General features: G+C 49.9%; 26 protein-coding genes, 1 tRNA gene and 2 pseudogenes. 8 read left to right on the top strand and 21 right to left on the bottom strand.

Translation table 11 applies throughout. From position 1 onward, the window contains the following. Window position 1 precedes the first annotated feature (1 nt). The 10 genes and pseudogenes from ACMYUL_RS11395 to ACMYUL_RS11350 all read right to left on the bottom strand — a co-directional run bounded on the left by ACMYUL_RS11395 (window position 2) and on the right by ACMYUL_RS11350 (window position 6,457). Entirely contained in the window at window positions 2-1,024 is a 1,023-nt protein-coding gene (locus ACMYUL_RS11395; protein WP_070689051.1) for an ABC transporter permease, read from the bottom strand. A 43-nt stretch (window positions 1,025-1,067) separates the two neighbouring features. Then, on the bottom strand, window positions 1,068-1,244 hold the full coding sequence (locus ACMYUL_RS11390) for a hypothetical protein (protein ID WP_415770621.1): 177 nt from the start codon (window positions 1,242-1,244) through the stop codon (window positions 1,068-1,070). A gap of 35 nt (window positions 1,245-1,279) precedes the next feature. Next, window positions 1,280-2,332 (bottom strand): ABC transporter permease subunit, encoded by a 1,053-nt coding sequence (locus tag ACMYUL_RS11385; protein WP_016687013.1) that lies wholly within the window; start codon window positions 2,330-2,332, stop codon window positions 1,280-1,282. A 91-nt stretch (window positions 2,333-2,423) separates the two neighbouring features. After that, the gene (locus tag ACMYUL_RS11380) at window positions 2,424-3,074 is read right to left on the bottom strand and encodes a DNA repair protein (RefSeq protein WP_415770618.1); all 651 of its coding nucleotides are present in this window, start codon (window positions 3,072-3,074) and stop codon (window positions 2,424-2,426) included. A 146-nt stretch (window positions 3,075-3,220) separates the two neighbouring features. After that, the gene (locus tag ACMYUL_RS11375) at window positions 3,221-3,604 is read right to left on the bottom strand and encodes a hypothetical protein (protein ID WP_039405281.1); all 384 of its coding nucleotides are present in this window, start codon (window positions 3,602-3,604) and stop codon (window positions 3,221-3,223) included. Window positions 3,605-3,608: 4 nt separating this feature from the next. Continuing rightward, a pseudogene (locus tag ACMYUL_RS11370) lies at window positions 3,609-3,785 on the bottom strand (deaminase domain-containing protein); the annotation flags it as partial. Further along, complete coding sequence (locus ACMYUL_RS11365) at window positions 3,755-3,949, bottom strand: hypothetical protein (protein WP_415770616.1); 195 nt, start codon at window positions 3,947-3,949, stop codon at window positions 3,755-3,757. The gene ACMYUL_RS11365 and the pseudogene ACMYUL_RS11370, both read right to left, overlap by 31 nt. 152 nt (window positions 3,950-4,101) lie before the next feature. Then, window positions 4,102-5,031: a CobW family GTP-binding protein gene (locus ACMYUL_RS11360; RefSeq protein ID WP_019271481.1), complete on the bottom strand. Its 930-nt coding sequence runs from the start codon at window positions 5,029-5,031 to the stop codon at window positions 4,102-4,104. Beyond that, entirely contained in the window at window positions 5,019-5,495 is a 477-nt protein-coding gene (locus tag ACMYUL_RS11355) for a Fur family transcriptional regulator (protein WP_003744587.1), read from the bottom strand. The genes ACMYUL_RS11360 and ACMYUL_RS11355 overlap by 13 nt, the downstream gene beginning before the upstream one ends. A gap of 134 nt (window positions 5,496-5,629) precedes the next feature. Next, entirely contained in the window at window positions 5,630-6,457 is an 828-nt protein-coding gene (locus ACMYUL_RS11350) for an SDR family oxidoreductase (protein WP_415770613.1), read from the bottom strand. 126 nt (window positions 6,458-6,583) lie between these two features. Here ACMYUL_RS11350 and ACMYUL_RS11345 point away from each other — a divergent pair, with 126 nt between their 5' ends. From ACMYUL_RS11345 to ACMYUL_RS11335, 3 genes are all read left to right on the top strand, one after another. Continuing rightward, window positions 6,584-7,042: a c-type cytochrome gene (locus ACMYUL_RS11345; RefSeq protein WP_415770611.1), complete on the top strand. Its 459-nt coding sequence runs from the start codon at window positions 6,584-6,586 to the stop codon at window positions 7,040-7,042. Window positions 7,043-7,139: 97 nt separating this feature from the next. Next, complete coding sequence (locus ACMYUL_RS11340; RefSeq protein ID WP_234396225.1) at window positions 7,140-7,490, top strand: helix-turn-helix domain-containing protein; 351 nt, start codon at window positions 7,140-7,142, stop codon at window positions 7,488-7,490. Continuing rightward, window positions 7,394-8,290, top strand: coding sequence for an IS3 family transposase (locus ACMYUL_RS11335; protein ID WP_415770610.1), 897 nt, complete (start codon window positions 7,394-7,396; stop codon window positions 8,288-8,290). The genes ACMYUL_RS11340 and ACMYUL_RS11335 overlap by 97 nt, the downstream gene beginning before the upstream one ends. 234 nt (window positions 8,291-8,524) lie before the next feature. Here the strand turns inward: ACMYUL_RS11335 and ACMYUL_RS11330 are convergent. Beyond that, a tRNA-Ser gene (locus ACMYUL_RS11330) sits at window positions 8,525-8,617 on the bottom strand. Window positions 8,618-8,782: 165 nt separating this feature from the next. Here ACMYUL_RS11330 and ACMYUL_RS11325 point away from each other — a divergent pair. After that, entirely contained in the window at window positions 8,783-9,343 is a 561-nt protein-coding gene (locus tag ACMYUL_RS11325; RefSeq protein WP_415770608.1) for a pseudouridine synthase, read from the top strand. A gap of 94 nt (window positions 9,344-9,437) precedes the next feature. On the opposite strand, the gene ACMYUL_RS11320 is transcribed toward ACMYUL_RS11325, so the two are convergent. From ACMYUL_RS11320 to ACMYUL_RS11305, 4 genes and pseudogenes are all read right to left on the bottom strand, one after another. After that, window positions 9,438-10,244, bottom strand: coding sequence for a DUF4198 domain-containing protein (locus tag ACMYUL_RS11320; protein ID WP_415770606.1), 807 nt, complete (start codon window positions 10,242-10,244; stop codon window positions 9,438-9,440). Window positions 10,245-10,381: 137 nt separating this feature from the next. After that, window positions 10,382-10,699: pseudogene (locus ACMYUL_RS11315) on the bottom strand (DUF2322 family protein). 252 nt (window positions 10,700-10,951) lie between these two features. Beyond that, on the bottom strand, window positions 10,952-11,578 hold the full coding sequence (upp, locus tag ACMYUL_RS11310; RefSeq protein WP_003744890.1) for a uracil phosphoribosyltransferase: 627 nt from the start codon (window positions 11,576-11,578) through the stop codon (window positions 10,952-10,954). A 150-nt stretch (window positions 11,579-11,728) separates the two neighbouring features. Beyond that, window positions 11,729-12,781 carry a Gfo/Idh/MocA family oxidoreductase gene (locus tag ACMYUL_RS11305; protein WP_415770604.1) on the bottom strand — a complete coding sequence of 351 codons (1,053 nt, stop codon included), beginning with the start codon at window positions 12,779-12,781 and terminating at the stop codon, window positions 11,729-11,731. 118 nt (window positions 12,782-12,899) lie between these two features. Here ACMYUL_RS11305 and rbfA point away from each other — a divergent pair, with 118 nt between their 5' ends. The 3 genes from rbfA (at window position 12,900) to truB (ending at window position 14,785) form a co-directional block, all read left to right on the top strand. Beyond that, window positions 12,900-13,271 carry a 30S ribosome-binding factor RbfA gene (gene rbfA / locus ACMYUL_RS11300; RefSeq protein WP_003685554.1) on the top strand — a complete coding sequence of 124 codons (372 nt, stop codon included), beginning with the start codon at window positions 12,900-12,902 and terminating at the stop codon, window positions 13,269-13,271. An 82-nt stretch (window positions 13,272-13,353) separates the two neighbouring features. Then, on the top strand, window positions 13,354-13,623 hold the full coding sequence (locus ACMYUL_RS11295) for a hypothetical protein (protein ID WP_415770602.1): 270 nt from the start codon (window positions 13,354-13,356) through the stop codon (window positions 13,621-13,623). 247 nt (window positions 13,624-13,870) lie between these two features. Further along, complete coding sequence (gene truB / locus ACMYUL_RS11290; RefSeq protein ID WP_415770600.1) at window positions 13,871-14,785, top strand: tRNA pseudouridine(55) synthase TruB; 915 nt, start codon at window positions 13,871-13,873, stop codon at window positions 14,783-14,785. A 527-nt stretch (window positions 14,786-15,312) separates the two neighbouring features. Here the strand turns inward: truB and rpoD are convergent. From rpoD to ACMYUL_RS11260, 6 genes are all read right to left on the bottom strand, one after another. After that, window positions 15,313-17,262 carry an RNA polymerase sigma factor RpoD gene (gene rpoD, locus ACMYUL_RS11285; protein WP_070513851.1) on the bottom strand — a complete coding sequence of 650 codons (1,950 nt, stop codon included), beginning with the start codon at window positions 17,260-17,262 and terminating at the stop codon, window positions 15,313-15,315. A gap of 3 nt (window positions 17,263-17,265) precedes the next feature. Then, window positions 17,266-17,415, bottom strand: coding sequence for an endonuclease (locus ACMYUL_RS11280; RefSeq protein WP_234396172.1), 150 nt, complete (start codon window positions 17,413-17,415; stop codon window positions 17,266-17,268). A gap of 70 nt (window positions 17,416-17,485) precedes the next feature. Then, window positions 17,486-19,258, bottom strand: a complete 1,773-nt coding sequence (gene dnaG / locus ACMYUL_RS11275; RefSeq protein ID WP_049229715.1) for a DNA primase — start codon at window positions 19,256-19,258, stop codon at window positions 17,486-17,488. Between the two features lie 225 nt (window positions 19,259-19,483). Further along, window positions 19,484-20,950, bottom strand: a complete 1,467-nt coding sequence (locus ACMYUL_RS11270; protein ID WP_415770594.1) for a surface lipoprotein assembly modifier — start codon at window positions 20,948-20,950, stop codon at window positions 19,484-19,486. Window positions 20,951-21,279: 329 nt separating this feature from the next. After that, entirely contained in the window at window positions 21,280-22,143 is an 864-nt protein-coding gene (locus ACMYUL_RS11265) for a Slam-dependent surface lipoprotein (RefSeq protein WP_415770592.1), read from the bottom strand. A 132-nt stretch (window positions 22,144-22,275) separates the two neighbouring features. After that, the gene (locus tag ACMYUL_RS11260; protein ID WP_415770590.1) at window positions 22,276-25,458 is read right to left on the bottom strand and encodes a TonB-dependent receptor domain-containing protein; all 3,183 of its coding nucleotides are present in this window, start codon (window positions 25,456-25,458) and stop codon (window positions 22,276-22,278) included. A gap of 304 nt (window positions 25,459-25,762) precedes the next feature. On the opposite strand from ACMYUL_RS11260, the gene ACMYUL_RS11255 reads away from it, so the two are divergent. Continuing rightward, a protein-coding gene (locus ACMYUL_RS11255) for an IS5 family transposase (protein ID WP_415769999.1) occupies window positions 25,763-26,558 on the top strand; the annotation gives its coding sequence in 2 pieces (ribosomal slippage) (window positions 25,763-26,128 and window positions 26,130-26,558; 795 coding nt in all). Window positions 26,559-26,712 lie beyond the last annotated feature (154 nt).

Here is a 26,712-nt window from a genome sequence, read left to right as displayed (position 1 = left end):
ACTATCCCCTAGCGCGCACGTCAAACGCCTGACGCAAACCCTCGCCTATCATCACCAGCAAAAGCAGCATAACCGTCAGCGTACCGACGGTGGACAAGCCTATCCACCAAGCGTCCAAGTTGTCCTTGCCCTGTGCCAAGAGTTCGCCCAAACTCGCCTGCGACGCGGGAACGCCCAAACCGAGAAAATCCAAGCTGGTCAGCGCAAGCACCGCGCCGGAGATACGGAAGGGCAGAAACGCCAATACGGGCGTCAGGCTGTTGGGCAGGATGTGCCGCCACATAATCGCGCGGTTGCCCACGCCCATCGAACGCGCCGCCAAAACGTAATCCGCCTGCCGGTTTTTCAAAAACTCGGCGCGGACATAGTCCGACAGCCCCATCCAGCCGAACAACGACAGCAACACCAGCAATATCAGCAGACTGGGATTGAAAAACGAAGACAGGATAATCAAGAGATAAAGCTCCGGCATCCCGCCCCAGATTTCGATAAAGCGTTGCATCAAGAGGTCGGTCTTACCGCCGAAATAACCCTGCACCGCGCCGGTAATCACGCCGATTACGGTCGTTACCAAAGTCAGCGCAAGGGCGAATAATAGAGAATCGCGGAATCCGTAAACCAAACGCGCCAATACGTCACGACCACGGTCGTCCGTGCCGAGCAAGTGCCTTTCAGACGGGCTTGCAGGGTCGGGCTGCGTGTCGAAATCATTGAGCGTATCGGCATCGTAGGGATTAGGCAGATAAACGGCGTAATTGCCGTTTGACGTGATGTTGCCGCGTATCAGCGGGTCGAGGTAATCGGCAGGCGTGTCGAAGTCGCCTCCAAACACGGTTTCGTTGTATTCGTTTACCAACGGAAAATAATATTCTCCCTGATAACGTATCCACAACGGCTTGTCGTTGCTCCACAAAGGCGCAAGCAGCGCAACGGCGAACAAAACGGCTAAAACCCGCAACGCGAACCAGCCGCGTTTGTGTTGCTTGAAGGCCTGCCAAGTGGGGTTTGAGGTGTGTGTTTTCATAATTGGGTTGCACAAAGGTCGTCTGAATATTCAACCATGGAGATTACTTATAAGCCAACTTTTCCAATTCTGACTTATGCGCGGCAATTACGCGCTTTGCGCTATGCATGACCAACCGTTTGGTTGCTTCATCATCCTGCAATTCCATACGGACTACTTTTGCACCATCGTTTTTATGTTCGCGGCTTTCTTCAGAAATAGCTTTTAAACGTTTAATCATATTTAACTCCAAAATTCTTTAAGTTTTCAGACGACCTATTTCTGTCCGCCGAAATGAATGCGCGGATCGACCCACGAATAAGAAATATCCGACACCAATTTCGCCAGCAAACCCATCAGCGTGAACACATACAGCGTTCCCATCACCACCGGATAATCGCGCTTCATCACCGCCTCGTAGGAAAGCAGCCCCAGCCCGTCGAGCGAGAACAAGGTTTCAATCAGCAGGCTGCCGGTGAAAAACGCGCCGATAAAGGCAGCGGGAAAGCCGGTAATCAGCGGAATCATCGCGTTGCGGAAAACGTGTTTCCACAAAATCTGTTTTTCCGGCAAGCCCTTGGCGCGGGCGGTATAGACATATTGGCGGCGGATTTCTTCAAGAAACACGTTTTTCGTCAACACCGTCGTTACCGCCAGACTGCCCGCCACCGAAGCCGTAATCGGCAGCGCCATGTGCCACAGATAATCCTTGATTTTGCCCGCCCACGACAACGTGTCGAAATCATCGCCGACCAAACCGCCCTGCGGGAACCACGCAAAAAAGCTGCCACCGCCGAACAACACCAGCAGCACCAAACCCAACACAAACGGCGGTATGGTATAACCGACCAGCACCACCATCCCCGTTACCGCATCAAAACGGCTGCCGTCGCGCACCGCCTTGGCAATGCCCAACGGGATACAAATCAGATAAGTCAGGAAAAACGTCCACAAGCCCAAACTCATCGACACCGGCATTTTCTGTTTGACCAGCTCGAACACGGTTTCATGATGGAAAAAACTCTTGCCCAAATCAAAACGGGCAAACCGCCACACCATATCCGCAAACCGCGTCAGCGGTGGCTTGTCGAAACCGTACAGCGCATTCAACGCCGCCAAATCTTCCGGGCTGATGCGGTTGCCGTTTTTCATGATATTGCCCGCCGTCGCATTCGCCGTCTCGCCGCTGACCGCACCATGCGTCAACTGCTGCACCATCTGCTCCACCGGCCCGCCCGGCACGAATTGGATAACGGCAAAAGTAATCGCCAAAATCCCCAACAGCGTGGGGATTAAGAGTAATAGGCGGTGGAGGATGTAACGGTACATGCTTGGGGTATTCCTCTATTTGGGTTTTAAGGTCGTCTGAAAAGTACGGATTGCTTTCAGACGACCTATACTTTGAATACTTGTAAAAAATTTAACTGATAAGCCAGCTAATAAACCTATCCAGCAAATCTTTCTGATTATTGCCAGCCGCTTCAACCATTTCCAATGTCAAACTATCCGGCCACACAATAAAATATCCGTAACGCCCTTTTTTGATAAGTGCACCGGCTTTCTTGCCTGTATCTGTCAAACGGTAGAACTTACCGTCTATTTCCTGCAAGCCTGCATGACACAGTTTCGCATTGCATTCTTCCGTCGTTACTCCCCATTTTTCTGCCAGCTTAGAGACAGTCAATGTATCGTATTTTTTAGCAATTTCTATATTCTGATTTTTCTGCAAAACTTGTTCTTTTTCTACTACGTCAACTGAAATTTTAACTTCATCGCTAATACGGATAATACGCTGCGCTTCGCTATAAGCATCTTGATAGACTTCTCCATCTTCACTACGCTTCAGCAAGATACCCATTTCATTATTATTTACTTGGCTGAATTCATATAAATTCAGGCTTGTAATAATGCAAGCATCTTCGCTGACGTAACATTTTGCATGAAGATTCGGACAATAGCTTGTACGAACATAATTTAAATTTTTCAACCAAGCTGCCTCTGATGGCTGCAATTCACTTTTACCATACTGAAAAATTGTGAGCTTTTCAGACGGCATTGAGCCGTAAATCATGGAACGCGTGTGTGCTGGAGCACACACCTTACGCATGGATTTTAGGTTTCATGCAGGCTACAGCTTGCTGCTGCGGCGGTATAAAAGTATTTTTAGTGATTTACCGTTTTTGGTATTTTTGCCCGACGGGGTTAAAAATACAGTTGCTACTCTTGCTGCATGATATTGGCAAGATTTAATTTAAATGTTTGTTGAATCTTGTTTACATCCTTAGCAAAAATATGATAGTCACTCGAAGAATAGATAGATTTTATTCTATCCAAATTAGTTTGTTGATAACATTTTTTCATTTCCGCGATGAAAAAATTATCTTTTCCTCTTTCATTGAGACAGTTATTTTCTAACAGATAGATTGCCCATGCTGTAAAAATAAATGTACTATCTTCCGGATATTCAGATAAATAAATTTCGAATTCAATTATAGAATATTCAGCTGCTTCAATTAATGTTATATCTAAATCTCTGACAAATTTTTCCGTTATATTTTTAAATAATTTCTTGAATTCTATATAATTTTTTATTTTTCCCATGATTCTATTTTCCTGTAAAAATATTTAATTGAATATTTGGATAGCGATTTCTAAACTCTAAAATAACATTGCTGCAAGATTGACAGGCCTTTAATTCTGTAAATAGATCAATTCTACCTGATACATTACGATTATTTCCGAGTTGCTGTGCTATAGTTTCAAGTAATTTATATTCTCCATTACAATCCGCACATCGATTTTCATGCGGTCTTTGTCTTCTAAAAGCTCTTTTACCCCATCGTTTAATTTTAGATAAGGGCTAATCAAATAAAGCCGTTCCTGTGCATTTTTAATTAACTCCTCCAAGTAATACGTTGTACCGCTGGTATTTAAAAATTTTGCCATTTTCTTCTTTCCTGCAATGTTTATTTGATTTATTCGCGGGCAGAGCCCACGCTACGCAGTTGCTTTATATTATTCTGACAGTTGAAACAATAGACTTCACTATCGTTTAGGTCGTCTGAAAATTGCTGCGACAAACTTTCAGACGACCTTCCTTATTTCTCCAAAGCCTCTTGCAGTTTCTTTTCAATCAAATCCGCGTCAAACGATTTGGCAATCAGCTCGAAGCGCGAGTCACGCCGCCATGAGACTTGGTTCGCGCCCCACTGCCCGTCCACCCAGTTGAGCCACACCCATGTGCCAAGCACTTGGAACACGCCTTTGGCGCGGACGAGGTCGTCTGTGAATTTGGGCAGGTCGTTGAAGAAGTTGGTCAGCTTTTCGCCGTCGAAATCGCGTCCGGCGGGGAAAGTGAAACCTTGCGACTGGAAGCCCATGGTGTTGTCCGGCAGGGCTTTGAGGCGGTAGCGTGATTTTTCGATGACGGGAATGTCGAGCCATTGGATGTCGAGTTGTGCGTTTTGGACTTCAACCACTTTGGCTTTGGGCGGGAACAGTTTTGCCGCTTTGTCGTGAAATTCGGCAAGCTGTTCGGGGGTACATAAATCGGTTTTGCTGGCGACCAATACGTCGCAGATGCCGATTTGGTCTTTATACAATGCCTGCTGCGCGTAATCGGGGTTGATGAACTGGCGCGGATCGACGACGGTAAAGACAGCGCCGATTTCCAAAAGGCTGTCCAGCGGTTTGGCTTTCAATTCGTCGATGACGCTGGCGGCGTGCGCCAGTCCGCTGGCCTCAATCATCAGGCGGTCGGGCTTGGCGTCGCGCAGCATTTTCTGCACGGTTACGCCCATTTGCGGGCCGGCGGTGCAACACAAACAGCCGCCGGCGATTTCTGCCACAGGGATGCCGTTGTCGCTCAATACGGCGCCGTCAATGCCGATTTCGCCGAACTCATTAACGATGATGACCCATTTTTCGTTCGGGTCTTTCTGTTCCATCAGGCTTTTAAGCGCGGTGGTTTTGCCTGTTCCCAGAAAACCTGAAATCAGGTGGACTTTGGTTTTTTTCACTTCTGACATTTTTTACAGATTCCAGTTAAAACAACGTGTTCTTCTTTCAGCGCAAAGCCGCTTTCGGCAACGCCTGCGCGCAGTGCCGCCCATTCGTGGCTCAGGGTTTGCTCGTCCGCCGTGCCGCATTCGGTGCAGACCAAAATAAACGCGCTATGGTGCGCTTCGGCTTCTTCGTGGTCGTGGCAATGGTCGTCGCACTCGTGCTGCGCATGGCTGCACAAAATATAGCCGTTGACCGCCGCCACTTTGTGCAAAACGCCCTGCTCCGCCCAAAAATCAAGGGCGCGGTAGGCCGTCGGCGGCGCAACCACGCCCTCGCTTTGCTGCTGCATCTGCGACAAGACGTTGTAGGCTTTAATCACGCCGCTTTGCTGCAAAACGATATCGAGCACCTGCTCGCGCAAAGCGGTTACCTGTACGCCGTCACGGCGTGCCTGTTCGAGGATTTTTTGTTTGATTGCGTGTTTCATAAAGGCTTTCAGACGACCTTAATATTCTGAACGGAAAGGATTACATTATAACGTGTTTATGTAAGATGCAGATATTCTGAGGTCGTCTGAAACCGAGTATCCCTGTTCAGACGACCCCATCCTATCCAATCTGCCTATTTAAACCACGACTTAATCTTTGCAAACAAAGACATACTTTGTTTCTCGAAATTCTCGGTTAACACAGGCACGGGCAGCGCATTGCGGATCACTTTCATACCGGCAAACGTTTGGGCAACAGGCATGATTTCGATGGAGTTGACATTCATGTGCGCCGGACGCTGATAGAGCCACAAAGCCGTATCCGCGATGTCTTGCGGCTGAATGGATTCAACATTTTCATAAACCTTTTCCGCCCGCTCGTCATCGCCCTTAAAGCGGACGTTGGAAAACTCAGTACCGCCGCACAAACCCGGCTCAATGTTGGTGACGCGGATGTTTTTATCCGCCAATTCCGCGCGCAGGTTCATGCTGAACTGGCGCACAAACGCTTTGGTCGCGCCGTACACATTACTACCCTCGTAGGCATAGCTGCCGGCAATCGAACCCAGATTCATGATATAGCCTTGTTTGCGCTCCGCCATTTGCGGCAGGATTTGACGCGTCAGGAAAGTCAAACCGACGATGTTCGTTTGAATCATGGTTTCCCAATCGCTGAAATCTGCTTTGTCTGCTGTTTCCAAACCCAAAGCCAACCCGGCGTTATTGATCAGGCAATCGATTTCAGCAAAATTTTCAGGCAAGCTGTCGAGCGCGTTGCGTATCGACTTGGTACGCGAAACGTCCATTTCCAAAGGATAAAACCGCTCGCCCAACTCAGCCGCCAATGCCTGCAGTTTCTCGCCGCGCCGCGCCGCACCGATAACAAAATAACCGGCCTGCGCAAACGTGCGGCACATCGCCTCACCGAAACCTGCCGAAGCGCCGGTAACCAAAATCGCCATAACTATTTCCTTTCTTTTCTCGTTTTGTAAACCCATTTCAGGTATGATTGCAACTTTTCAGACGACCTCTTCGGACGTCGTCTGAAAAATATGAATAACAAAATACTATCACAGGACACAAAAGCCATGAATACCAAACTCTTCTCAGCAGCCCTGCTCGCTGCCCTGACCCTTGCCGCCTGCGGTGGCGGCGCACCCGCGCAACCCAAAGGTCCGATCTCCGAAGACCGTACCACTGCGTTCAAAGCCATGATGCCCGAGTTCTCCAGCATGGGCAAAATGGTAAAAGGCGAAGAGCCTTACGACGTAGAGAAATTCAAGCAGGCTGCGGCAACCTTTGCCGAAACCAGCAAAAAACCTTTCACCTTCTTCCAATCTGACGACAAAGGCAACGGCCGCGCCCTGCCTGCGGTTTGGTCTGATGCGGCTAAATTCAAAGCCGAAGAAGACAAATTCGCCGCTGCCGTTGAGAAACTGAATGCCGCCGCACAAACCGGCAAGCTGGAAGAAATCAAAGCCGCTTACAGCGAAACCGGCGCAAGCTGCAAATCCTGCCACGACACCTTCCGCGCTCCGGAAGAATAAACCGCTGCGCAGAAACATAAAAAGGTCGTCTGAAATATGTGAACTGCACCCCAAAAGTTGGACATCCCCCCTCCAACTCACAAGGTGCAGTTTTTTTATGAGCAAATATACATTACACTTCAAATACCAAGCCGTACTCCACTACCTGCATATACGCAGCCAACAGCGTACCGCAGACCACTACGGCATTTCCCGAACCCACCTGAGACGATGGATACGCGCCTATCAAGAAGGCGGCATCGGCGCACTCGAACATCCACAATCCAAAACCATGACCGAACACCGCAAAAACCCCTTCATCGCCGACAAACCCGACCACGAAAAAACACAGGCGGAGCTTATCGAAGAGTTGTGCTATATGCGCGCAGAGGTTGCCTACCTAAAGGAGTTAAAAGCCCTCAGCCAAAAGCAGACCGAAAAGGACAAAGCCAAACCGTCCAAACACTGAGGGCGCAACACCCGCTCAAATACCTGCTGCACATCGCGAACCTGCCCAAAAGCAGCTTTTACTACCACCATCAAGACCGGCCCGACCCCGATGAAGCCGACAAAGCCCTCCTTGTCGAAACCTACAAACGGCATAAAGGACGCTACGGGCAAAGGCGCATTGCCGCAGCATTGGATTGGAACCGCAAAAAAGCGGCGCGGTTGATGACGCAGATGGGGCTGAAAGCCAAAATACGGGCGAAAAAAGCCTACCGCCATCCCGCCATGGGCGAAATATCGGAACACCTCCTCAAACGCCGGTTCAAAGCCCGAAAGCCCAACGAAAAATGGCTGACCGACGTGACCGAACTCAAAGGAAAGGACGGCAAACTGTACCTCTCGCCAATCTTGGACTTGTTCAACCGAGAAATCGTCGCCTACGCCATGAGCCGCAGAGCCGACAGCGAAATGGTGAAGGAAATGCTCGAAAAAGCCGCACCCCGTCTGACTGATAAAGGAACGATGCTTCATTCCGACCAAGGTGTGCTGTACCGTACGGCGGGGTATAGGGAATTGCTTGCACAACGTTCCATGGTTCAAAGCATGTCGCGTAAGGCGAACTGTTGGGACAATGCGCCGATGGAAAGCTTCTTTGCGGTATTGAAGACGGAGTGTTTCTACCGTGCAGGGGAATTGACGGTGGACGAATTGATGAAACAGATAGATGACTATATGGATTACTACAACCGGGAGCGTTGCAGTCTGAAATTGAAAAAGCTGAGTCCTGTCGCATACAGAACCCAGCTTGCACAGAGCGCCTGAAAAGGCTTTTATGAGTGTCCAAGATTTGGGGGCCAGTTCAATGGTTTCAGACGACCTTTTTGATTTTTGATGATTGCGACACTTAAATAACCGGTTTCAACGGCAATCCAGCCTTCGTGCAAACGCTTTCATGTTCCGTAAATGTCAAGTTTGACGGTTGCCTGTCCGTTATCCTTGTTTTCACAAAAACGATAAAAAGAAAACCCGTCGAATAATCGACGGGTTTTCGTATGGTGGCGGAGTAAGAGGGATTCGAACCCTCGATGCAGGTTGACCCCACATGCTTCCTTAGCAGGGAAGTGCCTTCAGCCTCTCAGCCATTACTCCTAAGGAAGTGCGTAATATACTGGTTTGGCTCGGACGTGTCAAGCCGAGCCTGAGTGTATTTTTTAACCGTATGAAATCATTTGTATAAAATATAAAGAAGCGTGAAATTGTAGCCCGTATGCGGCGGCTGGTACAATTTATGCTTGGTTTCAGGATGTGATGAAAATGAATGATTTGATTGTATTAAACAAGCCTTATGGCGTGATTTGCCAGTTTTCAGCGCATGAAAAGTATGGCTGTTTGAAAGATTATGTGGCGCTGCCGGACTTTTATCCGGCGGGGCGTTTGGATACGGACAGCGAGGGTTTGCTGCTGTTGACGAACGACGGGCGTTTGCAGGCGCGGATTGCGGATCCTAAGTTTAAGCTGGAGAAAACTTATTGGGCGCAGGTGGAAGGCGCGCCCGACGAAGCGAGGCTGGATATGCTGCGGCGCGGGGTGGATTTGGGGGATTTTGTCACGCGTCCGGCAAAGGTTCGCGTATTAGAGGCGGGCGAAGCGGATGTTTTGTGGCCGCGCGTGCCGCCTATCCGTGTGCGCAAATCCGTGCCTGATTTTTGGGTGGAGATTCGGATTTCGGAAGGGAAAAACCGACAAGTCAGGCGGATGACGGCTAAGGCTGGTTTTCCGTGCCTGCGTTTGGTCAGGGTGGCGATAGGTCGTCTGAACCTGTTTGATTTGGGCTTAGAGCTTGGTCAATGGACGTTTGCGCCGCATAAGCCTTGATGAATGGCTGCCCATTAAATTGATTGGCTGATAACAAGAAAGGTCGTCTGAAAACCTTGTGATACGGTTTTCAGACGACCTTTGTTATTGGATATTAATGATGCGTATGACCGATTTGGAAGGTCATGGTGGTGTAGTTCGCCTGTTTTTGGCACACGCTTTGATCGGGGAAATCGGCTTTGTGTTCTACGCTTGCTTTCCAGAAGCCTTGACGCAGGGGAATGATGCTGACTTCGCCTTTATCGTCCGTGGTGTCGGAGAAGGCTTGGGCTTCGGTTTTGTGGTTTTTGCTGCGGTCACTGGTGTCGAAACCGTCAAATGTAGCGGTCACGGTGGCGTTCGGCAGCGGCTCGCCGTTGAAAAGGACGCGGACTTTGAAACGTTCACCGACGTGGACGTTGGCGGGATTATCCAGCGGGACAATTTCTAAATGTTGTCCGACTTGCTTGGTGATGACGGCGGTGTCTGCGCTTTCGTGTCCGACATTGACGATGTTTTTACCGAACATTCGGGTTTGTTCGCAATAGCTGGCATCAGGCATTTCTTTGATGCTCGCCTGTTTCCAGCCTGCGCTGTTTTTGGACCAGAAGGTCGGCTGGTATTCGGCGATAACGAGATAGCTGCCGTCTTTAACCGGCTGTTTGCTACGGTATTGGTAGTTGAACGTCCCTTTTTGAATCAGATTTTCTTTGCCTTTTTCGGTAACGAGCTGCATGGGTTTGCTGAAAATGTGCAGGCGGTCTTTGGCGATGGGTTCGAGTTCGGGAAACTCGCCGTAGCCCAACTCGGCTTGAAGGTATTCGCCGCCGTGCGTATGGGCGGTTTCAACCCAGACGCGGTGTGCGTGGGCGGCTGTACTGAACAGAAGCGCGGATGCGATGAACAATGCGGTTTTTTTCATGGGTTCTCCAAATGTATCGGGTAGAAAATTTGATTGGTTATAATATAACAATTTTATTTATAACGAAACGGTTTCATGAAAAAAGGTCGTCTGAAACAGGATTTCTGTTTTCAGACGACCTTTCGCTTAACTGATGTTTAAGCGTTAACCGGCTTTAGAAGCAATCTGAGGTTTTCGTTTTTCACTTGCAACAGTAAATCGATATTGGGATGTTTGCCCGGATTGACTTGCGCGTCGGCAACGTGTTCGGCAAACTAATCCAAGCCCTGCGCAGCGGCGGCGGCATCAAGTTTGCCGCCGAAATTCAATGCCAAAGCGTTGTAGAGTTTCAGCGAGCCTTGTTTGCCGGGCGCGTTGGGGATGTGATGGACGGCTTTGCCTTGTGCGTCGAGGATGTCGAGTCCGCTCAAATGACCGATGTCGGGCATGGCGGCGAGGTTGTCTTGGAAGCTCATGGTTGTCCTTTCTAACATGGGATTTTCAACGAAAAATACCTTGTATAGTGGATTAACTTTAAACCAGTACGGCGTTGCCTCGCCTTAGCTCAAAGAGAACGATTCTCTAAGGTGCTGAAGCACCAAGTGAATCGGTTCCGTACTATCTGTACTGTCTGCGGCTTCGTCGCCTTGTCCTGATTTTTGTTAATCCACTATAAAAAGGTCGTCTGAAACCCATACATTCAGTTTCAGACGACCTCAAATCACGAATCAGCGCGTACCGAAAATCTTATCACCCGCATCGCCCAAGCCAGGGATGATGTAGCCGTTTTCGTTCAGATGGCTGTCGAGGGCGGCGGTGTAGATGGTAACGTCGGGATGCGCTTCATTGACGGCTTTGACGCCTTCGGGCGCGGCAACGAGTACCAACGCTTTGATATTTTTGCAGCCTTTCGCCTTCAACAGGTCAATGGTGGCCACCATAGAGCCGCCGGTAGCGAGCATGGGGTCGATAATCAGCGCGGGGCGTTCGTCCATGCTGTCCACGAATTTTTCAAAATAGGAAACGGGTTTGAGCGTTTCTTCGTCGCGCTGCAATCCGACCACGCTGATTTTGGCAGTCGGAATCAGGTCGAGCACGCCGTCGAGCATACCCAAACCGGCGCGCAAAATCGGCACGACGGTCAAGGTTTTGCCCTTGATGCGGTCGCCTTCGATTTGACCGCACCAGCCGTCGATAATGTATTTTTCAATTTCAAAATCACGGCTGGCTTCATAAGCCATCAGGCGCGCCAGCTCGGTAGTGAGGGTGCGGAATTTGTAAGTGCTGCAATCGGCCTCGCGCATGAGCGTGAGTTTGTGGCGGACAAGGGGGTGATTGATAACGGTTACGTTCATTTGGCAGGCCTCGGATTGTTTTTGAATGGGTGTGATTATACTTTTTTTTATAACGAAACAAAATAAAGGATACGCAACGGTGGCTTATTTTCTGCGATCTTCAGGCTTACGTTTCCCCAATGGTTTTGCCCGACCCTTCTATCCGGCGGTTTAAACCGCTCCCGACACCTTCACCCGCCTACCCGACTCTGCGCTTTCGTGCACTTTTTCTAACAAACCAATCACTTCTGCCACTTGGCGCGGCTGTACCGCTGCGGGAGATTTGCCTTGCAGCGCGTCATAAAGGTTTTCATAAAACGCTGCATAATTTCCGCTGACGCTTTCAATTTTCTTGCGGACGACCGCACCGTCTATTTCGATATGCAGGATGCCCCATTCGTCTTCCGGTTCACGGTTCCACACTCCGACGGGTTGCGCGCCGCCGAGCAGTAGGGCTTCTTGGTTGTCGGCATTTTGTTTGACGTATGAACCGCGTTTGCCGTGCAAGGTCATGAACGGCAAAGGTTCGCGGGCATATTTGCTTGCGGTCAGGGCGACTTTTTTGCCGTCGGCGTAATAAAGTGCGATATAGAAATTGTCGTCGCTAGCCGCTCCTTCATGTTGATAACGCACGTCGGCATAAAGCTCATCGGGCATCCCGAAAATATCGACCGCCATATCCATGAGGTGCGAACCCAAATCGTACACCAGCCCCACGCCCGCCTCGCCGGTTTCCTTCCAGCGTTTTTTGTTCAAGGCAGCCGCATAACGCTCGAAACGAAACTCCGCATCCACAATTTCGCCCAAAAGGTCGTCTGAAAGCAGCTTTTTGGCAGTCAGCGGCGCGCTGTCCCAGCGGCGGTTTTGGTAAACGGTCAGCAATACGCCCTGCCGCTCGGCGAGTTCCGCCAGTTCCAAGGCTTGCGCCGCCGTGGCGCACAATGGTTTTTCCACCACTACATTTTTACCTGCACGCAAAGCCTGAGCGGCAAAATCGAAATGCGTCTGGTTTGGCGTGGTAATGACCACCAAATCGACATCGTCGCTAAGCAACTCCTCAAACGAGCGCACGGTCTGCGCCTGAGGCAAGACTGCCTGAGCTTTGTTGCCGCTGCGTTCAAACACGCGCACGACTTCAAACCGCGAATCCGCACGACAAAACGGCAGATGGAACACCTGCGCTGACATGCCGAACCCCGCCAATCCGATTTTGATTTTCCGCATAGCCAAACTCCTTTTCAGACGACCTCAAATTGCCGTATATCCGTTATAATACCGCACTTATTTCACACAGGCGGTCTGAAAACAAAGTTGAAACGGCCGCCGCCGTTTAAGGAAAACCATGAGAAAACCGCAACGCGGCTATGCCCGCCAAGACCGTGTCAAAGAACAAATCATGCGCGAACTGGCCGAGCTGGTCCGCACCGGCCTGAAAGACCCGCGCGCAGGCTTCATCACCATCAACGAAGTCGAAGTCACCCGCGATTACAGCCACGCCACCGTGTTCTACACCGTCCTCGACGACAGCACCCGCGACATCACCGAAGAAGCCTTGGAACACGCCAAAGGTCATTTGCGCAGCGAGCTGGCGAAACGCATCAAACTCTTCAAAACGCCGGAACTGCACTTCAAATACGACGAATCGCTCGAACGCGGCATGAGCATTTCCAGCCTCATCGACCAAGTGGCGGCGGAAAAGCCGGTGGAAGATTAAAAATAAAGCTCTTCTGAACACCCGGTATTAAAACCGAAGATCTGTTTCAGACGGCCTCCTTGCTCTGCTTTAGGATATATCCATGACCTTTCCCGAATTTCTATTGTTTTTAGTCTTTTTCTCCTATTGTGCCTGCTACGCTTTCAGTTTGCGCAAAGGGACAACTGTCTTTAATACCGCATCGGGCAACGAAATCCACATAGGTAAAAACGGGCATTACTCGGTTTGGCATGATGGAGACGGACAAATCCCCTTCCGCATCACCGACCTAAACGGGCGGGAAGTACCTCTCTCCAAACCGCTGTTTCATGCCAGTTTCCGCCGTACCGGCGGCCGCATCACGCTTTTATAGTGGATTAACTTTAAACCAGTACGGCGTTGCCTCTCCTTGCCGTACTATCTGTACTGTCTGCGGCTTCGTCGCCTTGTCCTGATTTAAATTTAATCCACTATAAAGCAAGGCCGTCTGAAAAAAGGCAGCTACACAGTAGAAACACCAAATCCGCACAGCCACATCATCCTCAGAAAAACAATATCGGAAACGCCGATCATCCTACTCGGCACTTACATCTTATCCCTTTCCTTCCTTCTCCACTGACATGACCGCCAAACCCGCCAAACGCCCCGTCAACGGCGTCCTCCTGCTCGACAAGCCCGAAGGACTTTCCAGCAACACCGCCCTGCAAAAAGCCCGCCGCCTCTACAACGCCGAGAAAGCGGGGCATACCGGCGTGCTCGACCCTTTGGCAACCGGACTTTTGCCCGTCTGCTTCGGCGAAGCGACCAAGTTCGCCCAATACCTGCTGGATGCCGACAAAGCCTACACCGCCACGCTGAAACTCGGCGAAGCCAGCAGCACGGGCGATGCCGAAGGCGAAATCATCGCTACCGCCCGTGCCGATATTTCCTTAACCGAATTTCAGACGGCATGCCAAGCCCTGACGGGCGACATCCGCCAAGTGCCGCCGATGTTTTCCGCCCTCAAACACGAAGGCAAACCGCTGTACGAATACGCCCGCAAAGGCATCGTCATCGAACGCAAACCGCGCGACATCACCATTTACGCTATTGATATTACCGAGTTTGACGCGCCCAAAGCCGTTATCGACGTACGTTGCAGCAAAGGCACCTACATCCGCACCCTCAGCGAAGACATCGCCAAACACATCGGCACGTTCGCCCACCTGACCGCCCTGCGCCGCACCGAAACCGCCGGTTTCACCATCCGCGAAAGCTACACGCTCGACGCCTTGGCAGAATTAAACGAAACCGACCGCGATGCCCTGCTCCTGCCCTGCGACGCTTTAGTGCGGCACCTCCCCAAAATCGAACTGAACGACCGCGCCGTAGCCATGCTCAAATGCGGCCAACGCCCGCAATTTACCGAAAACATCTCCGCCGAACAGCCCATCCGCGTTTACGACAGAAGCGGAACATTTATCGGCTTGGTGGAATACCAAAAAGAAATCGGCCGCCTCAAAGCCCTGCGGCTGATGAACACGGCGAAAGACTGAATGGTTTGATTTTGAATTGAAAATATAGAAATAGGTCGTCTGAAAAAACGGGAAAACGGTTTTTCAGACGACCTTTTTTACAACCATATTTTGATTGCCAGCCGTTTCAGGAGAGATAATTCGATGTAGCGTGGGCTTTGCCCACGAAGATTATGAGTGAAAAGGCTGTTGAGATTTTCTCTATTATTCACAGGCAAAGCCCATGCTACGGGCTTTAACCAACCATAGCGCAATGAATGCAAAACAGGTCGTCTGAAAACGTACAATCACTATTTCAGACGACCTGTGGCATATAAAAAAACCGCAGGGATAAAACCTTCAAATTGCTGTTTTACAGTTGTAGCGTGGGCTTTGCCCACGAGGATTTATGAGCAAAAAAACTGCTGAAACTTTCTCTATTATCCTACAGGTTTTAAACAACCATAGTGTAATGAATGCAAAACAGGTCGTCTGAAAACGTACAACTTCTGTTTCAGACGACCTCTTACCCATAAAAAACCGCAGGGATAAACCTGCGGTTTGCTGTTTTACAGTTTGCTGTCTTCGCTGTCGAGGAAGCTTCTGAGGCGGTCACTGCGGGTCGGATGGCGCAGTTTGCGCAGGGCTTTGGCTTCGATTTGACGGATACGTTCGCGGGTTACGTCAAACTGTTTGCCGACTTCTTCGAGCGTGTGGTCGGTATTCATGTCGATACCGAAGCGCATACGCAGAACTTTGGCTTCGCGCGGGGTCAGGCTTTCGAGGATTTCTTTGGTGACTTCGTGCAGGCTGGTGTACATCGCGGCGTCTGCTGGAGCAACGTTGTTGGCATCCTCGATGAAGTCGCCCAAGTGCGAATCGTCGTCGTCGCCAATCGGGGTTTCCATCGAAATCGGCTCTTTGGCGATTTTCATGATTTTGCGGATTTTGTCTTCCGGCATTTCCATCAACTCGGCAAGTTTGGCGGAATCGGGCTCTTCGCCGGTTTCTTGCAGATACTGGCGGGAGATGCGGTTCATCTTGTTGATGGTTTCAATCATGTGCACCGGAATACGGATGGTGCGCGCCTGGTCGGCAATCGAGCGGGTAATTGCTTGGCGGATCCACCATGTTGCGTAGGTGGAGAATTTGTAGCCGCGGCGGTATTCGAATTTATCGACTGCCTTCATCAAGCCGATGTTGCCTTCCTGAATCAAATCAAGGAATTGCAAACCGCGGTTGGTGTATTTTTTAGCGATGGAAATCACCAGGCGCAAGTTTGCCTGAATCATTTCCTGCTTGGCGGCTGCGGTTTCTTTTTCGCTCGACACCATATTTTTGTTGATGTCTTTCAGCTCTTCGATGGAAATGCGGGTTTCTTTTTCCATGTTCGCCAACTCGGTTTGTTTTTCGAGGATGGCGTGGCGGAAGCGGTCGAGCGCGTCGCTCCAGACTCTGCCTTTGGCGACTTCTTCTTCCACCCATTTCAGATTGGTGATTTCGGGCAGGAAGTTTTGGATGAAGTAGTCGCGTTCCATATGGGCGCGGTCAAGGCAGATGTCGCGGATTTCGCGTTCGAGCTTGCGGATGTTTTCGACACGGCTGCGCAGGTTGCCGCTGAGGCTTTCGATTTGGCGGGTGGCGAAGCGGACTTCCAAGAGCTTGTTGGCGATGGCGTCGCGGTGTGCCAGATAATCGGGGTGACGGCTGTCGTGTTTTTCCAGCTTTTTGATCATCTTGCCGTATTCGCTTTCGATGAAGGCGAAATGATCCAGCACTTTTTGCTTCAATTCGGCAAGATGGGCGGCGGACATGGCTTCGGAATCGCTGCCGGAATCGTCGTCATCTTCGTCTTCATCCGCTTCATCTTCATCGCTGCTGCCGGAATCGTCGTCGTTTGACGCGCTTTCCAAGTGTCCCAAGCCCAATTCGTTGAGCAACACTTCGTTCGGGTCGATGATGGCTTCAACCACTTCGTCCACGCGGATTTCATCCTTGCGGATTTGCTCAATCAGCGCGAGGATTTCGGCAATGGAACCCGGACAGGCGGAAATCGCCTGCACCATGTTTTTCAGGGCGTTTTCGATTTTTTTGGCGATGATGATTTCGTCTTCGCGGGTCAGCAGGTCAACCTGCCCCATTTCGCGCATATACATACGCACGGGATCGGTGGTTCTGCCGAACTCGGAGTCCGCGCTGGACAAGGCGGCTTCGGCTTCGGCAACGGCATCGTCGTCGGTTACGGCGGCGGCGTTGTCGCTCAACAAAATGTCTTCCGCATCAGGCGCCTGCTCGGTCACTTGGATACCCAAGCCGGAAATCATGCTGACGATGTTGTCGATTTGATCCGCATCGGACATATCGTCGGGCAAGGCGTCGTTGATTTCGGAATAAGTGATGTAGCCGCGTTCCTTACCCATGATGATGAGCTGGCGCAGGCGGGCGCGCTGCTCTTCGAGAGTCAGCGGACGATTATCGTCCTGTTCTTGATAGTCTTCGTGATTTTGGTCTTTAGACATGGATTACTTTCTTGATCTGATGGTGTGCCGACGGTTTGCATGATGCACCTGAAGGCGGAACAGAGTTACAACCGATTTAAATTCAATCTGCCGGGTTGTAACGCTGAGGTCGTCTGAAAGCTCTTTGGAACGGGTGTTCTGCGGGATCATCATGTTCGCAGCTTGGGACAATGCTTTTCTGACGGCCTGAAGGTTGCTGGATTCGGCAGGGATTGCCGTTCGTTCAATTTTGCTTTGCGGTCAAAAGCGACAGCAAGAGTTTTTTTTCATTTTCATTCAAACCCGATTGCAGGCTTTTCTGCTTGAGGGTTTCGATTTGTTGGTATTTTAACTCGTTAAGGAGTTTCTTCATGCCGATTTGGAAGTTTTCGCGGTCTTCTTCGCCTCCGCCTTCCATTTCTTCAGAATAGAGTGTCGATTGGAAGATTTGGTTCACGGTTTCTTCGTAAGGAGAACCGCGCATATACTCTAAAACCTGCGCTGTAGCAGGCACGGCGGCATGGCTTTTAATGGTTTCGGCGAGATTGGCAAGGCAGGCGAAATCGCCGTCCAACGCCAAATAATCGGGCAGGTCTATATATGCAGCCCAATCCGGATTTATCAAGAGGCTGCGGATTTGCCGTTGCACCAGCGTCAGCATGACGGGTTGTTTGACGGAAATCGGAGGCAGTTTGTAGCTTTTTTGTTTGACGTGCCGCTTCGGTGCTTCCTGCCCCAGCAGTTGGGCGAGATTGTCGGGATCAATACCAACCAGCTCGCTAAGTCGTTGTTTCAACAAATAAGCCAATGCCGGCGCGGTAATTTGTGCCAAAAGCGGCGAACTGGTTTTCACCAATTCCGCCTTACCTTCCTGCGTATTGAGATTGAGGTCGTCTGAAAGATGTTCCCAGAAATATTCCGACAAAGGCTTGCTTTGATTCAACAGCGCATCTTCAAATTGCGCTTTGCCGTAAGCGCGGATGTAGCTGTCGGGGTCGTGTTCTTCGGGTAAGAATAAAAAATGCAGCGATTTGTCGTCTTTCAACTGCGGCAACGCATTTTCCAGCGCACGCCAAGCCGCTTTTCGCCCCGCGCTGTCACCGTCGAAACAGAAATAAATACTGTCCGCCTGTCGCATCAGGATTTTGACGTGTTCCGCCGTCGTCGCCGTGCCCAAAGCCGCCACGCCGTAGCCCACGCCGAACTGCGCCAGCGCGACCACGTCCATATAGCCTTCGACCACCAAAATCCGCCCTGCTTCCTTGACCGCAGCACGTCCTTCATACAATCCGTAAAGGTTTTTCCCCTTGTCAAACAAAGGCGTATCAGGCGAATTCAAATATTTCGGCTTCGAGTCGTCCAACACCCTGCCGCCGAAACCGATTACCTGCCCGCGCGGATTGCGGATGGGGAACATAATCCGATGACGGAATCGGTCATAATGCCGCCCCTCATTGTCAATCACCATACCCGTATCCACCAACGCGGTATTCGGGTACGGTTGGAACACTTGCGCCAAAGGCTGCCAGCCGTCGGGCGCGTAGCCCAAACCATAGTGCGCGATGACTTCCGCACTCAAACCGCGCTTGTCCAAATAAGCCTTCGCCGCCGGATTGAATTTCAACTGTTGCGCATAAAAATCCGCCGCCGCTGCCGTCGTTTCCTCCAGCGTCTGCTGCTTTTTCTTACGTTCGGCACGGACTTCAGGATTATCGTTCTGCCCGCGCACTTTAGGCACGACCATGCCCACGCGGTCGGCAAGAAACTGCACTGCCTCCGGAAACGACAACCCCTGATGCTCCATCACAAAACCAATCGCCGAACCATGCGCCCCGCAACTGAAACAATGATAAAACTGCTTGGTCGGACTGACCGAAAACGACGGTGTCTTTTCCTTGTGGAACGGACAACAAGCCATATAGTTCGCCCCGCCCTTCTTCAGCGGAACCTGCTCGTCGATAATATCGACAATATCGACTTTGGCCAGAAGCTCGTCAATGAAATCGGATGGAATCATAGTTCGGCGGATGCGTATGGACGGGACAAACGTTTTCAGACGACCTTTTATCTTAAAGGTCGTCTGAAAACAGAATCTCGAATAGGTTTGGGAATAAGGTTCGTATTATAACGTGTATTCAGGATAAAAATAGCACTCTTACAAAACCGACTCCTTAGCTGACAGCTTATACAACATAAACCTTCGAGGTCGTCTGAAAATTCGTTTTCAGACGACCTCGAGGGCTTAAAACCTGTATTCTGCTTTGACGGTAAATTCGTTGCGTTTGTAGCGGTTCAGCCAGGACGAGCTTTTGTTGTCGGTGTGTTTGATACTGAAAACGGGCGTGATGCCGTGGAAGGACGGACGGTCAAATTTGATGTCCAACTGATAGGTGCGTTCGAAATCATGGCGGCGGGTTTCCAGCCAGGCATGGTAGTCCTGATAGGCTGTTTTGCGCCAGATTGCCTGAAAGGTGGCGTCGATGCCGGATTCGAAACGTTTGTTGACGCCCGCGCGCAGGCCATGCCGGCGGTAGGAATCCACTTTTTCACGGCTGTTTTTGCGCAGGTAGTCGTAGCCGCCGAATACCAGCCAGTCTTTCGGCAGGGCGTAGATGGCGGTGGTGAACAGAAGCGTTTGCGGGCCGTTGAAATGTTTTAATTCGCCGCGGTAGCGGTCGTATTTGTGGTCGAGCTGCACGCCCAGCGAGGCTTGGTCGGAAAAGGTGCGGCTGTATGCCGTGCTGATGCCGGCGCTACTGTCGCGCAGTTTGCCGCCCGACCATTCGTATTGCACCTGCGGGCCGATACTGAAGGAATGGTCTTTGCTCTGAAAACTGTAAGCGGGGCTGACGTTGATATTGTGTTCGCCGTATTCCTTGTTGCCGGGATAGAGCCGGCCCCATGCGTAGCCGCCCAGTTGCAGGCCGTGGTGGCCGTTGAGCGAAATGCGTCTGCTCAAGTTGGCTTCATATACCCACATCCGGTTTTTCAACGCATCGGGCGCGTAGGCGTCAAGCTGTTCGTTGCGGCAGGACAGCATTCCGGCATCGTCCAGAATCGGTTGCCCGTTCGAATCGAAACCGCAGCTTGTCTGATTGCGGACGACCGTCGCGCCCGACGACTGGTTTAAGTTGGTATCGTAACCCGTGCCGAACGAAACCGAGCCGCTCCACGCATCGCGTTTCTTCAAAGCGTCGGCAAACACTTTGATTTTCTCATTGACGGCGGGTACTTCGGGAATATCGATGCCGTCGAACAATGCCGCCGATTCTTTGTTTTGTTTGTCTATAAACAGCAGCCGCGCCAAATCCAGGCGGCCGCGCAGAAATTCGGGATTCTTGCGGTAAAGCTCGCGGTATTTCGCCAGCGCGGTCTTCAAATCGTCGCGGAACACCGCCTGATTGGCCTCGGCAAACAGCACTATATCGGGGTCGTAATCATCCTGACTGCGGTAAATGTCCAACAGCCGCGCCGTTTCCTCTTCGTTTTGCGCATTGATCGCCTTCATCAGCGACAACGCCAAATCTTCGCCGTCCTGCATTTTCCCCGCGCCGAACTCAATCGCCGTATTGTCCGCTTCGTTCCTTTCCTGCTGCGCGCGGCGGAGTTCCGTCCCCTGTTTGAGCTGCATGAAGCGGTCTTCCCTGTCGTCGGCAAACGCGTAGGGCAGCAGGCTGATAAAAAAAGGAAGGAGCAAAAGGCGTTTCATAAAATTCTTTCCTGTGTGTCGGACGGCTTTGTTTTTCAGACGACCTTTTCAAAGAAAAACTTATATTTCATCTTTACCGGGCAAGAGCATTGTTTATTTGCATGGAAGCCCCAGCCGGGTCGTCTGAAAAATGAGTTTCTCAAGCCCATCGAAACAGCACGCCTTCAAACTCACGGGCCGTTCGGAAAATACCGGCTTAAACGCATTGCGAAGCCCGATATTTCCGAACGGCCCTGTACGATGTGCATTGTGTGTCGGATGATTTGTGTTTTATAGGCGGACGGAATGGTGAACGACAAAAACCGTCCGCCTTATCGCATTATGATTCATTATTTACCGGTTTTCGTACCGCCAAAGGCAGTGTTATAGGCATGGTTTCGGCCAAAATCAGCCACACCAGCAATCGCCGCGCCTTGGTTGCCGAAGAAATGACCGTGGGCCGTACCGGCCACTTTGTTTGCCGTAGCTTTACCTTTAAATGAAGCCTGAGCCGTATTGATGGCGGCATTGTTAACAGCAACTGTCAGACCCGTACGTTTCATTTCGCCGTTCAGCGTCCGTTTACCGAAATCGGCTTTCAGCGTACCGTTTAAGAGGGCTGTATTTTGCGTATGATATTGGTTGATACCCTTAACCGTATAAGTGGCAGTACCCGTAGTCGGCAGATTGGTGGTTCGACCCGTGCCGCTGTAGAAGGCGGTGTAATTCGTACCTTTGGTACCGACAGCCGCACCAGGTGCAACATTAGACCAATCACCGAAATAGACATCTAAATTGCCGACTTGTGCGTAAGACAGGCGGCCTAAATGGGAGTGATCAGGCATAGGAATGCGTTCCCATATACCGCCACTCATACGGTGTAGGTTTGCCACTGTTACGCCATTTCTATCCTTAGAAGCAATCGAAGAATAAAATAACTTCACTAACCGATTGTTACGAACTGCATTAACCTGTTCAAATGATACTGGTTTATTGTTCGCATATTCCTTCTTCGCTGTATCCTTAAGGGTATTATCGACAATATTGATAGCAGCCTTACCGACATATTTACCCGAATTTTCTACTGTTGTTTCCAGATGACGTACATTTGCCGCATTATTCGCAACAGTTTTACCACTTGCCGGATTAGCAGCATACGCAACAGAAACAGAAGACAATGCAAAGATAGCAATTGCAAATGAATTCATTTTCATTTTGAAATCCTTTGTCAAATAATTAAAAATTCACCTAAGAAATAATCACTAAATAAGCTATATGAAAGATTTCTTTTTCAGGCAAAACTATTATACCACAAATATTCGTAATGATAATAGTTTCTTTTTATATTAGAACTTACCCGTAATCCCTATCCTGATTGTCCTACCCGGCGCGGGCATATGGGTAGGATTGATTGGATCAAGATAATAGCGATTGCCCAAATTCGTTCCAACCAGTTCGGCGGTTAGGTTCTTGCCGATTTTGTAGCGCAGATAGGCATCCCATGTAGCGACAGGCTGCCATCTCATATAGTCGGGGTCTGCCTGTTTTCCATTACCTGCTTGGTCGTAATATGCCTGAAAAATCGCCCTGCGGTTTTGATAAACCCTACTGTGGAAATGGAAACGGACGCCGCTTTCCAGTTTGTTGCGAAAGAATCGCCCGCCCAGATCTGCATCGATAGACCAGCGGGGTTGAATCGCCGTAGCAAGATAACCGCCAGTGATGCTGCCATGATTACAGGTTGGATGTTTGATTAATTTTCCTTCTTGAAGATATCTTGATACAACATCAATATCCCTGTATGCATAAGAATCATCACACATCCAGTTTTTCAATGTCCTCAGCACGCCCAATCCGCCAAAAAATTTTCCAGTATCGAAACGCGTCTGCAATTCCACGCCTGTCCTCAATAATTTGTCGAACTGCTCAAACTCGAGATTGTAGTCGCGGTCGATGACGTTTTTTGTTTTGTTGTGGAAGTAGTTGATGCGGAAATCCGCACTTTTCATTTTCGGAAACAACCCTGTCAAATCATGAATATAGCCGATCTCCCAGTTTTTTGCGTGTTCGGGCTTCCAGCCGTAGCCGTAACGGGCGAATGAGCCTGCCGCTGTCGAGAAGCCGTATGTCCCCTCAAAAATGCTGGGAAAGCGCAGGGTTTCGGTATAGCGCAGATAGGCGCGGGCATAATCGGTAAAATTGACGGTCGCGGAAAAAGCTGGAGCCCACCCGCTACCGCCCTGTTTTCGGGCGCGCTGCAACTCCGCAGGTGTAATCGGAGTCAGATAATTATCCCTGTCTCTTGCAAGCACTTTATATGGCAACACCATACGGGGACTGTCAGGGTTATTTGGATCGTATGCGGGGTTGACCACAGGTGTAACCAAACTAGGTGTAGAGAAAATCGGATTTGTACTCGGATTCAAACGTCCTTTATCGTCCTTAAGCCAATAGTATTCCAGCTTGTCCAGCTTTGGTCTGTTTACATCATCATGGGCGGTGGGATTTAATATTGCCACCCCTCTTTCATCTATTTCGATACTGTCATTGAATTCGTCATTGTTAATCGCATTCAGATAATCACGATATTCCTGCTCGGTAGCCACACGTGTCAGCTTGTAAGCCATCCCACGATTCATCATCAAAGGCTGCCCCCAACTGTCTATTCCCGTTTTCAAACGCTCACTGTGATCTTGTATTTTGAAGTTGGTATAGCGCGCACCTGCCGTCAGTGTCAGCCAGTTCAGCGGCTGATACCGGAAATTGAAACCGAAATTCCATTCCCTACGCCTACCGTTGCGCGGTTCTCCGAAATTGGTCAACTCATAATTGGCTCGGATCTTGCCTTCTTCCACTTCTTCGGGGTATTTGTCCCTTCCCTCATTACGCAACTCTTCGGCAAACTCATTACGGGATCTCAATTTTTCATTTTGGAAATCACCCATTAAGGTCAGCGTCAGCTTATCGTGCAATTTCATACGGTTGGAAAAATTGAAACCGTTACGGGTATTGTTGGCATAGTAGGCATTGCCCTCTATGGTATTGAAGCGTCCGTTTGTATTCGGAAGCTGTTCGACAACATCCGGTTTTTTTGTGTAACCTGCTTCTTCAATTATTCTCTTGGTTTCTTCGTCATAGGTATGCCATCGATTCATAGCGGTTTTCCATGAAGACAGATTATCTACCCTGTCTTCATACAGGGCATCGCCGGGTGAACCGCCTGCTGTATTGGTTTTGGATTTGGTACGGGTTGTCCACAATGATGCGTTCAAATCTATCCAGCGGCTGCCCTCGGGCTTCCACGCATAATCGATATTGTAGGAACGCTGCTTGACCCATGCCCTCGGCCATTCTGCAATCTTATTCAAGTTTTCCGGCGTGGCATAAATCGGACCGATAACGCGGGAAGGCATAATTTCGCCAAAAATCGCATCAGTATGGCGTAGGCCAAATTTAAGAGTCTGATGGTTCGGCAGACGGAAGGTGGTTTTACCTACCCATGATTTGGTTTCGAGCGAAGTATTGGTTACCTCTCCGCCCGGATGATAAAAAAGTCCGATCTTGGCAATGTCAGGTGAACCTAACATATTTTCACTACCGTAAAATTTTTCGCCTCTTGCAGCGGCATCCGCAACCCGCCTGTTTAATTCATTGACCGTTTCCATCGTCCAAGGACCGATGTAACCGTAGCGCTCCGCACCTTTTTTACCGGAAAAATAATTGCCTTTACTGCGGTAGGCGTAGGCGAGCATGGCATCGAAATTGTCCTGCTTGGTGGCGGCGGCAATGCGGTAGGCTTTATCCTTCCCAAATTTATTGCGTCCGTTGAAACGCTGGTCGATTCGGTCGGTATCGTCCAACATCGCCCGCCAAATACCGCCAAGCGCGGCATCAGGCGCATCCAATGTCCGATAATCGACTGATTTTTCATAGACATTGGCACGTTGTTTGATGGAATTATTGGAAGCTTCCGCCTTCACTTCAAAGCCGTATTTCTGCCCTTCAGGGACAATATCGTCGGCATCGATGGTCTTCAGGGCGATGGAGCCGCCTATGCCGCTTTTCATATCGCGGCTGAACGAGGGGCCTTTTTCGATGGAAACGCTGCTGATGATGTTGGGGTCGACGTAGTTGCGGTTATTTGCGCCTGCGTAGCCGCGCCAGACGGTAATCGCCTGCTCAGTGCCGTCGATGGTAACGGGAATCCGTCCCTGCCCCTGTACGCCGCGTATATTGGGATCCAACGCGCCGCTGTTGCGCGCGTCGCCGCTGTACACGCCGGACATACCGCTTAAAAGGTCGGATACGGTGTTGCCCTTGAAGGTTTCGACTTCGTTTTTGCCTTTGTAAAGATTGACGATTTCGCGGGTATAGACGCGGTTTTTACCGATTTCGTCTTTATTGCGCGAGCCTTTGACGGTAACGGTATCGAGAATGACGGTCGGCGTATTATCGGCAGCATAAATGATGGGAGAAAAACCGATGGCTGCGATGCAGGCGGCAAGGGTGTTGACTTTGACTGGCTTCATAACGGATTCCTTGTGTGGCGGAATGTCAGACAGCGTCGTCTGAAAATTTTCAGACGACCTCGGGAAGGTTTTGCCGCAAATCAATTGAAGATAGGTTTAATGATTTTGATTATTATTTGTATAATTTTTGATGATTTTAACAAGCTTTTAATAATATGGAAACATTTATTCGATATATTCACATTCAACAGCTAAAATATTTTTAAAACCTATTCTATTGTTTCAACATAAAAATATTTAATTTCTATATAAATAATCCAAATAGACCTTTTGCGAAAGTATCCTGAAGATTTACAATTCCCAAATGAAATACGAAAACCTCATCCAAAGAAGCGACAGGGAATTCAAACGGCTCACAGGTGTAACGCCCGTCCTTTTTCACGAAATGCTGAAAGTCACCACAGAAGCAGAAAGCCGGAAGGTCAAGTCAGGCAGGCCGCATACGCTCAGCTTGGCAGACCAACTGCTGCTTACCCTGAGCTATCTGCGTCATTACCATACCCAACTCGAATTGGCCGCCATCTACGGCCTTTCTGAAAGTAATGTCTGCCGCACCATCCGTAAAACCGAGGACGCCCTCATCCGTTGCAAACGCTTTTCCCTGCCAAAACACAAGAATCCGGGCGATCAAACGGTCATCATTGACGTTACCGAAAGCCCGATTGAACGTCCCAAAAAAACAGCGGCAGTATTACAGCGGCAAGAAAAAGCGGCACACGGTTAAAATCCAGGTCATATACGGCAGAGAAACTGAAAAAATCATCAGCATCCGGACGGGGATGGGTGCTCAGCATGACATGCGTTTAGCCAAGAGGCACCTTGCAGAGCTTTATCCCTACAAAATAGTCATTGCGGATAAGGGTTATCAAGGATTGGCTAAAACCGGATTACAGACCCCGAAAAAGAAATCCAAACATCATCCGCTGAACAAACAGGATAAAGAGGCGAACAGGCGGTTAGGCAAACTCAGAACCGTCATCGAGCACATCAACAGGAAACTGAAGATATTCAAAATCTTGTCGCTGCCTTACCGCAACAGGCGGAAACGGTTCGGGTTAAGGGTAAATCTGATTGCAGGACTGGTTAATGCGATGGGATGAATATTTTCGCAAGAGGTCTAATAAAAAAAGTCGCCTGAATATGTCTTATCAGTCGGTTAAAACAATTTCTCACAATTCAAATGAGAAAGTCCTAACCAAGCCCATAAGGCATTTTCAGACGACCTTTTTAGCTACCTATTTTTGGTTCTTCTTC

Source organism: Neisseria sp. CP9 (genome assembly GCF_047758525.1).
Classification (GTDB): domain Bacteria; phylum Pseudomonadota; class Gammaproteobacteria; order Burkholderiales; family Neisseriaceae; genus Neisseria.
This window is presented reverse-complemented; position numbering and strand designations above follow the sequence as displayed.

Coding starts and splice junctions, on each gene's coding strand:
- ACMYUL_RS11395 (WP_070689051.1), bottom strand. CDS start 1,024: ATGAAAACACACACCTCAAACCCCACTTGGCAGGCCTTCAAGCAACAC.
- ACMYUL_RS11390 (WP_415770621.1), bottom strand. CDS start 1,244: ATGATTAAACGTTTAAAAGCTATTTCTGAAGAAAGCCGCGAACATAAA.
- ACMYUL_RS11385 (WP_016687013.1), bottom strand. CDS start 2,332: ATGTACCGTTACATCCTCCACCGCCTATTACTCTTAATCCCCACGCTG.
- ACMYUL_RS11380 (WP_415770618.1), bottom strand. CDS start 3,074: ATGATTTACGGCTCAATGCCGTCTGAAAAGCTCACAATTTTTCAGTAT.
- ACMYUL_RS11375 (WP_039405281.1), bottom strand. CDS start 3,604: ATGGGAAAAATAAAAAATTATATAGAATTCAAGAAATTATTTAAAAAT.
- ACMYUL_RS11365 (WP_415770616.1), bottom strand. CDS start 3,949: ATGGCAAAATTTTTAAATACCAGCGGTACAACGTATTACTTGGAGGAG.
- ACMYUL_RS11360 (WP_019271481.1), bottom strand. CDS start 5,031: ATGTCAGAAGTGAAAAAAACCAAAGTCCACCTGATTTCAGGTTTTCTG.
- ACMYUL_RS11355 (WP_003744587.1), bottom strand. CDS start 5,495: ATGAAACACGCAATCAAACAAAAAATCCTCGAACAGGCACGCCGTGAC.
- ACMYUL_RS11350 (WP_415770613.1), bottom strand. CDS start 6,457: ATGGCGATTTTGGTTACCGGCGCTTCGGCAGGTTTCGGTGAGGCGATG.
- ACMYUL_RS11345 (WP_415770611.1), top strand. CDS start 6,584: ATGAATACCAAACTCTTCTCAGCAGCCCTGCTCGCTGCCCTGACCCTT.
- ACMYUL_RS11340 (WP_234396225.1), top strand. CDS start 7,140: ATGAGCAAATATACATTACACTTCAAATACCAAGCCGTACTCCACTAC.
- ACMYUL_RS11325 (WP_415770608.1), top strand. CDS start 8,783: ATGAATGATTTGATTGTATTAAACAAGCCTTATGGCGTGATTTGCCAG.
- ACMYUL_RS11320 (WP_415770606.1), bottom strand. CDS start 10,244: ATGAAAAAAACCGCATTGTTCATCGCATCCGCGCTTCTGTTCAGTACA.
- upp (WP_003744890.1), bottom strand. CDS start 11,578: ATGAACGTAACCGTTATCAATCACCCCCTTGTCCGCCACAAACTCACG.
- ACMYUL_RS11305 (WP_415770604.1), bottom strand. CDS start 12,781: ATGCGGAAAATCAAAATCGGATTGGCGGGGTTCGGCATGTCAGCGCAG.
- rbfA (WP_003685554.1), top strand. CDS start 12,900: ATGAGAAAACCGCAACGCGGCTATGCCCGCCAAGACCGTGTCAAAGAA.
- ACMYUL_RS11295 (WP_415770602.1), top strand. CDS start 13,354: ATGACCTTTCCCGAATTTCTATTGTTTTTAGTCTTTTTCTCCTATTGT.
- truB (WP_415770600.1), top strand. CDS start 13,871: ATGACCGCCAAACCCGCCAAACGCCCCGTCAACGGCGTCCTCCTGCTC.
- rpoD (WP_070513851.1), bottom strand. CDS start 17,262: ATGTCTAAAGACCAAAATCACGAAGACTATCAAGAACAGGACGATAAT.
- ACMYUL_RS11280 (WP_234396172.1), bottom strand. CDS start 17,415: ATGATGATCCCGCAGAACACCCGTTCCAAAGAGCTTTCAGACGACCTC.
- dnaG (WP_049229715.1), bottom strand. CDS start 19,258: ATGATTCCATCCGATTTCATTGACGAGCTTCTGGCCAAAGTCGATATT.
- ACMYUL_RS11270 (WP_415770594.1), bottom strand. CDS start 20,950: ATGAAACGCCTTTTGCTCCTTCCTTTTTTTATCAGCCTGCTGCCCTAC.
- ACMYUL_RS11265 (WP_415770592.1), bottom strand. CDS start 22,143: ATGAAAATGAATTCATTTGCAATTGCTATCTTTGCATTGTCTTCTGTT.
- ACMYUL_RS11260 (WP_415770590.1), bottom strand. CDS start 25,458: ATGAAGCCAGTCAAAGTCAACACCCTTGCCGCCTGCATCGCAGCCATC.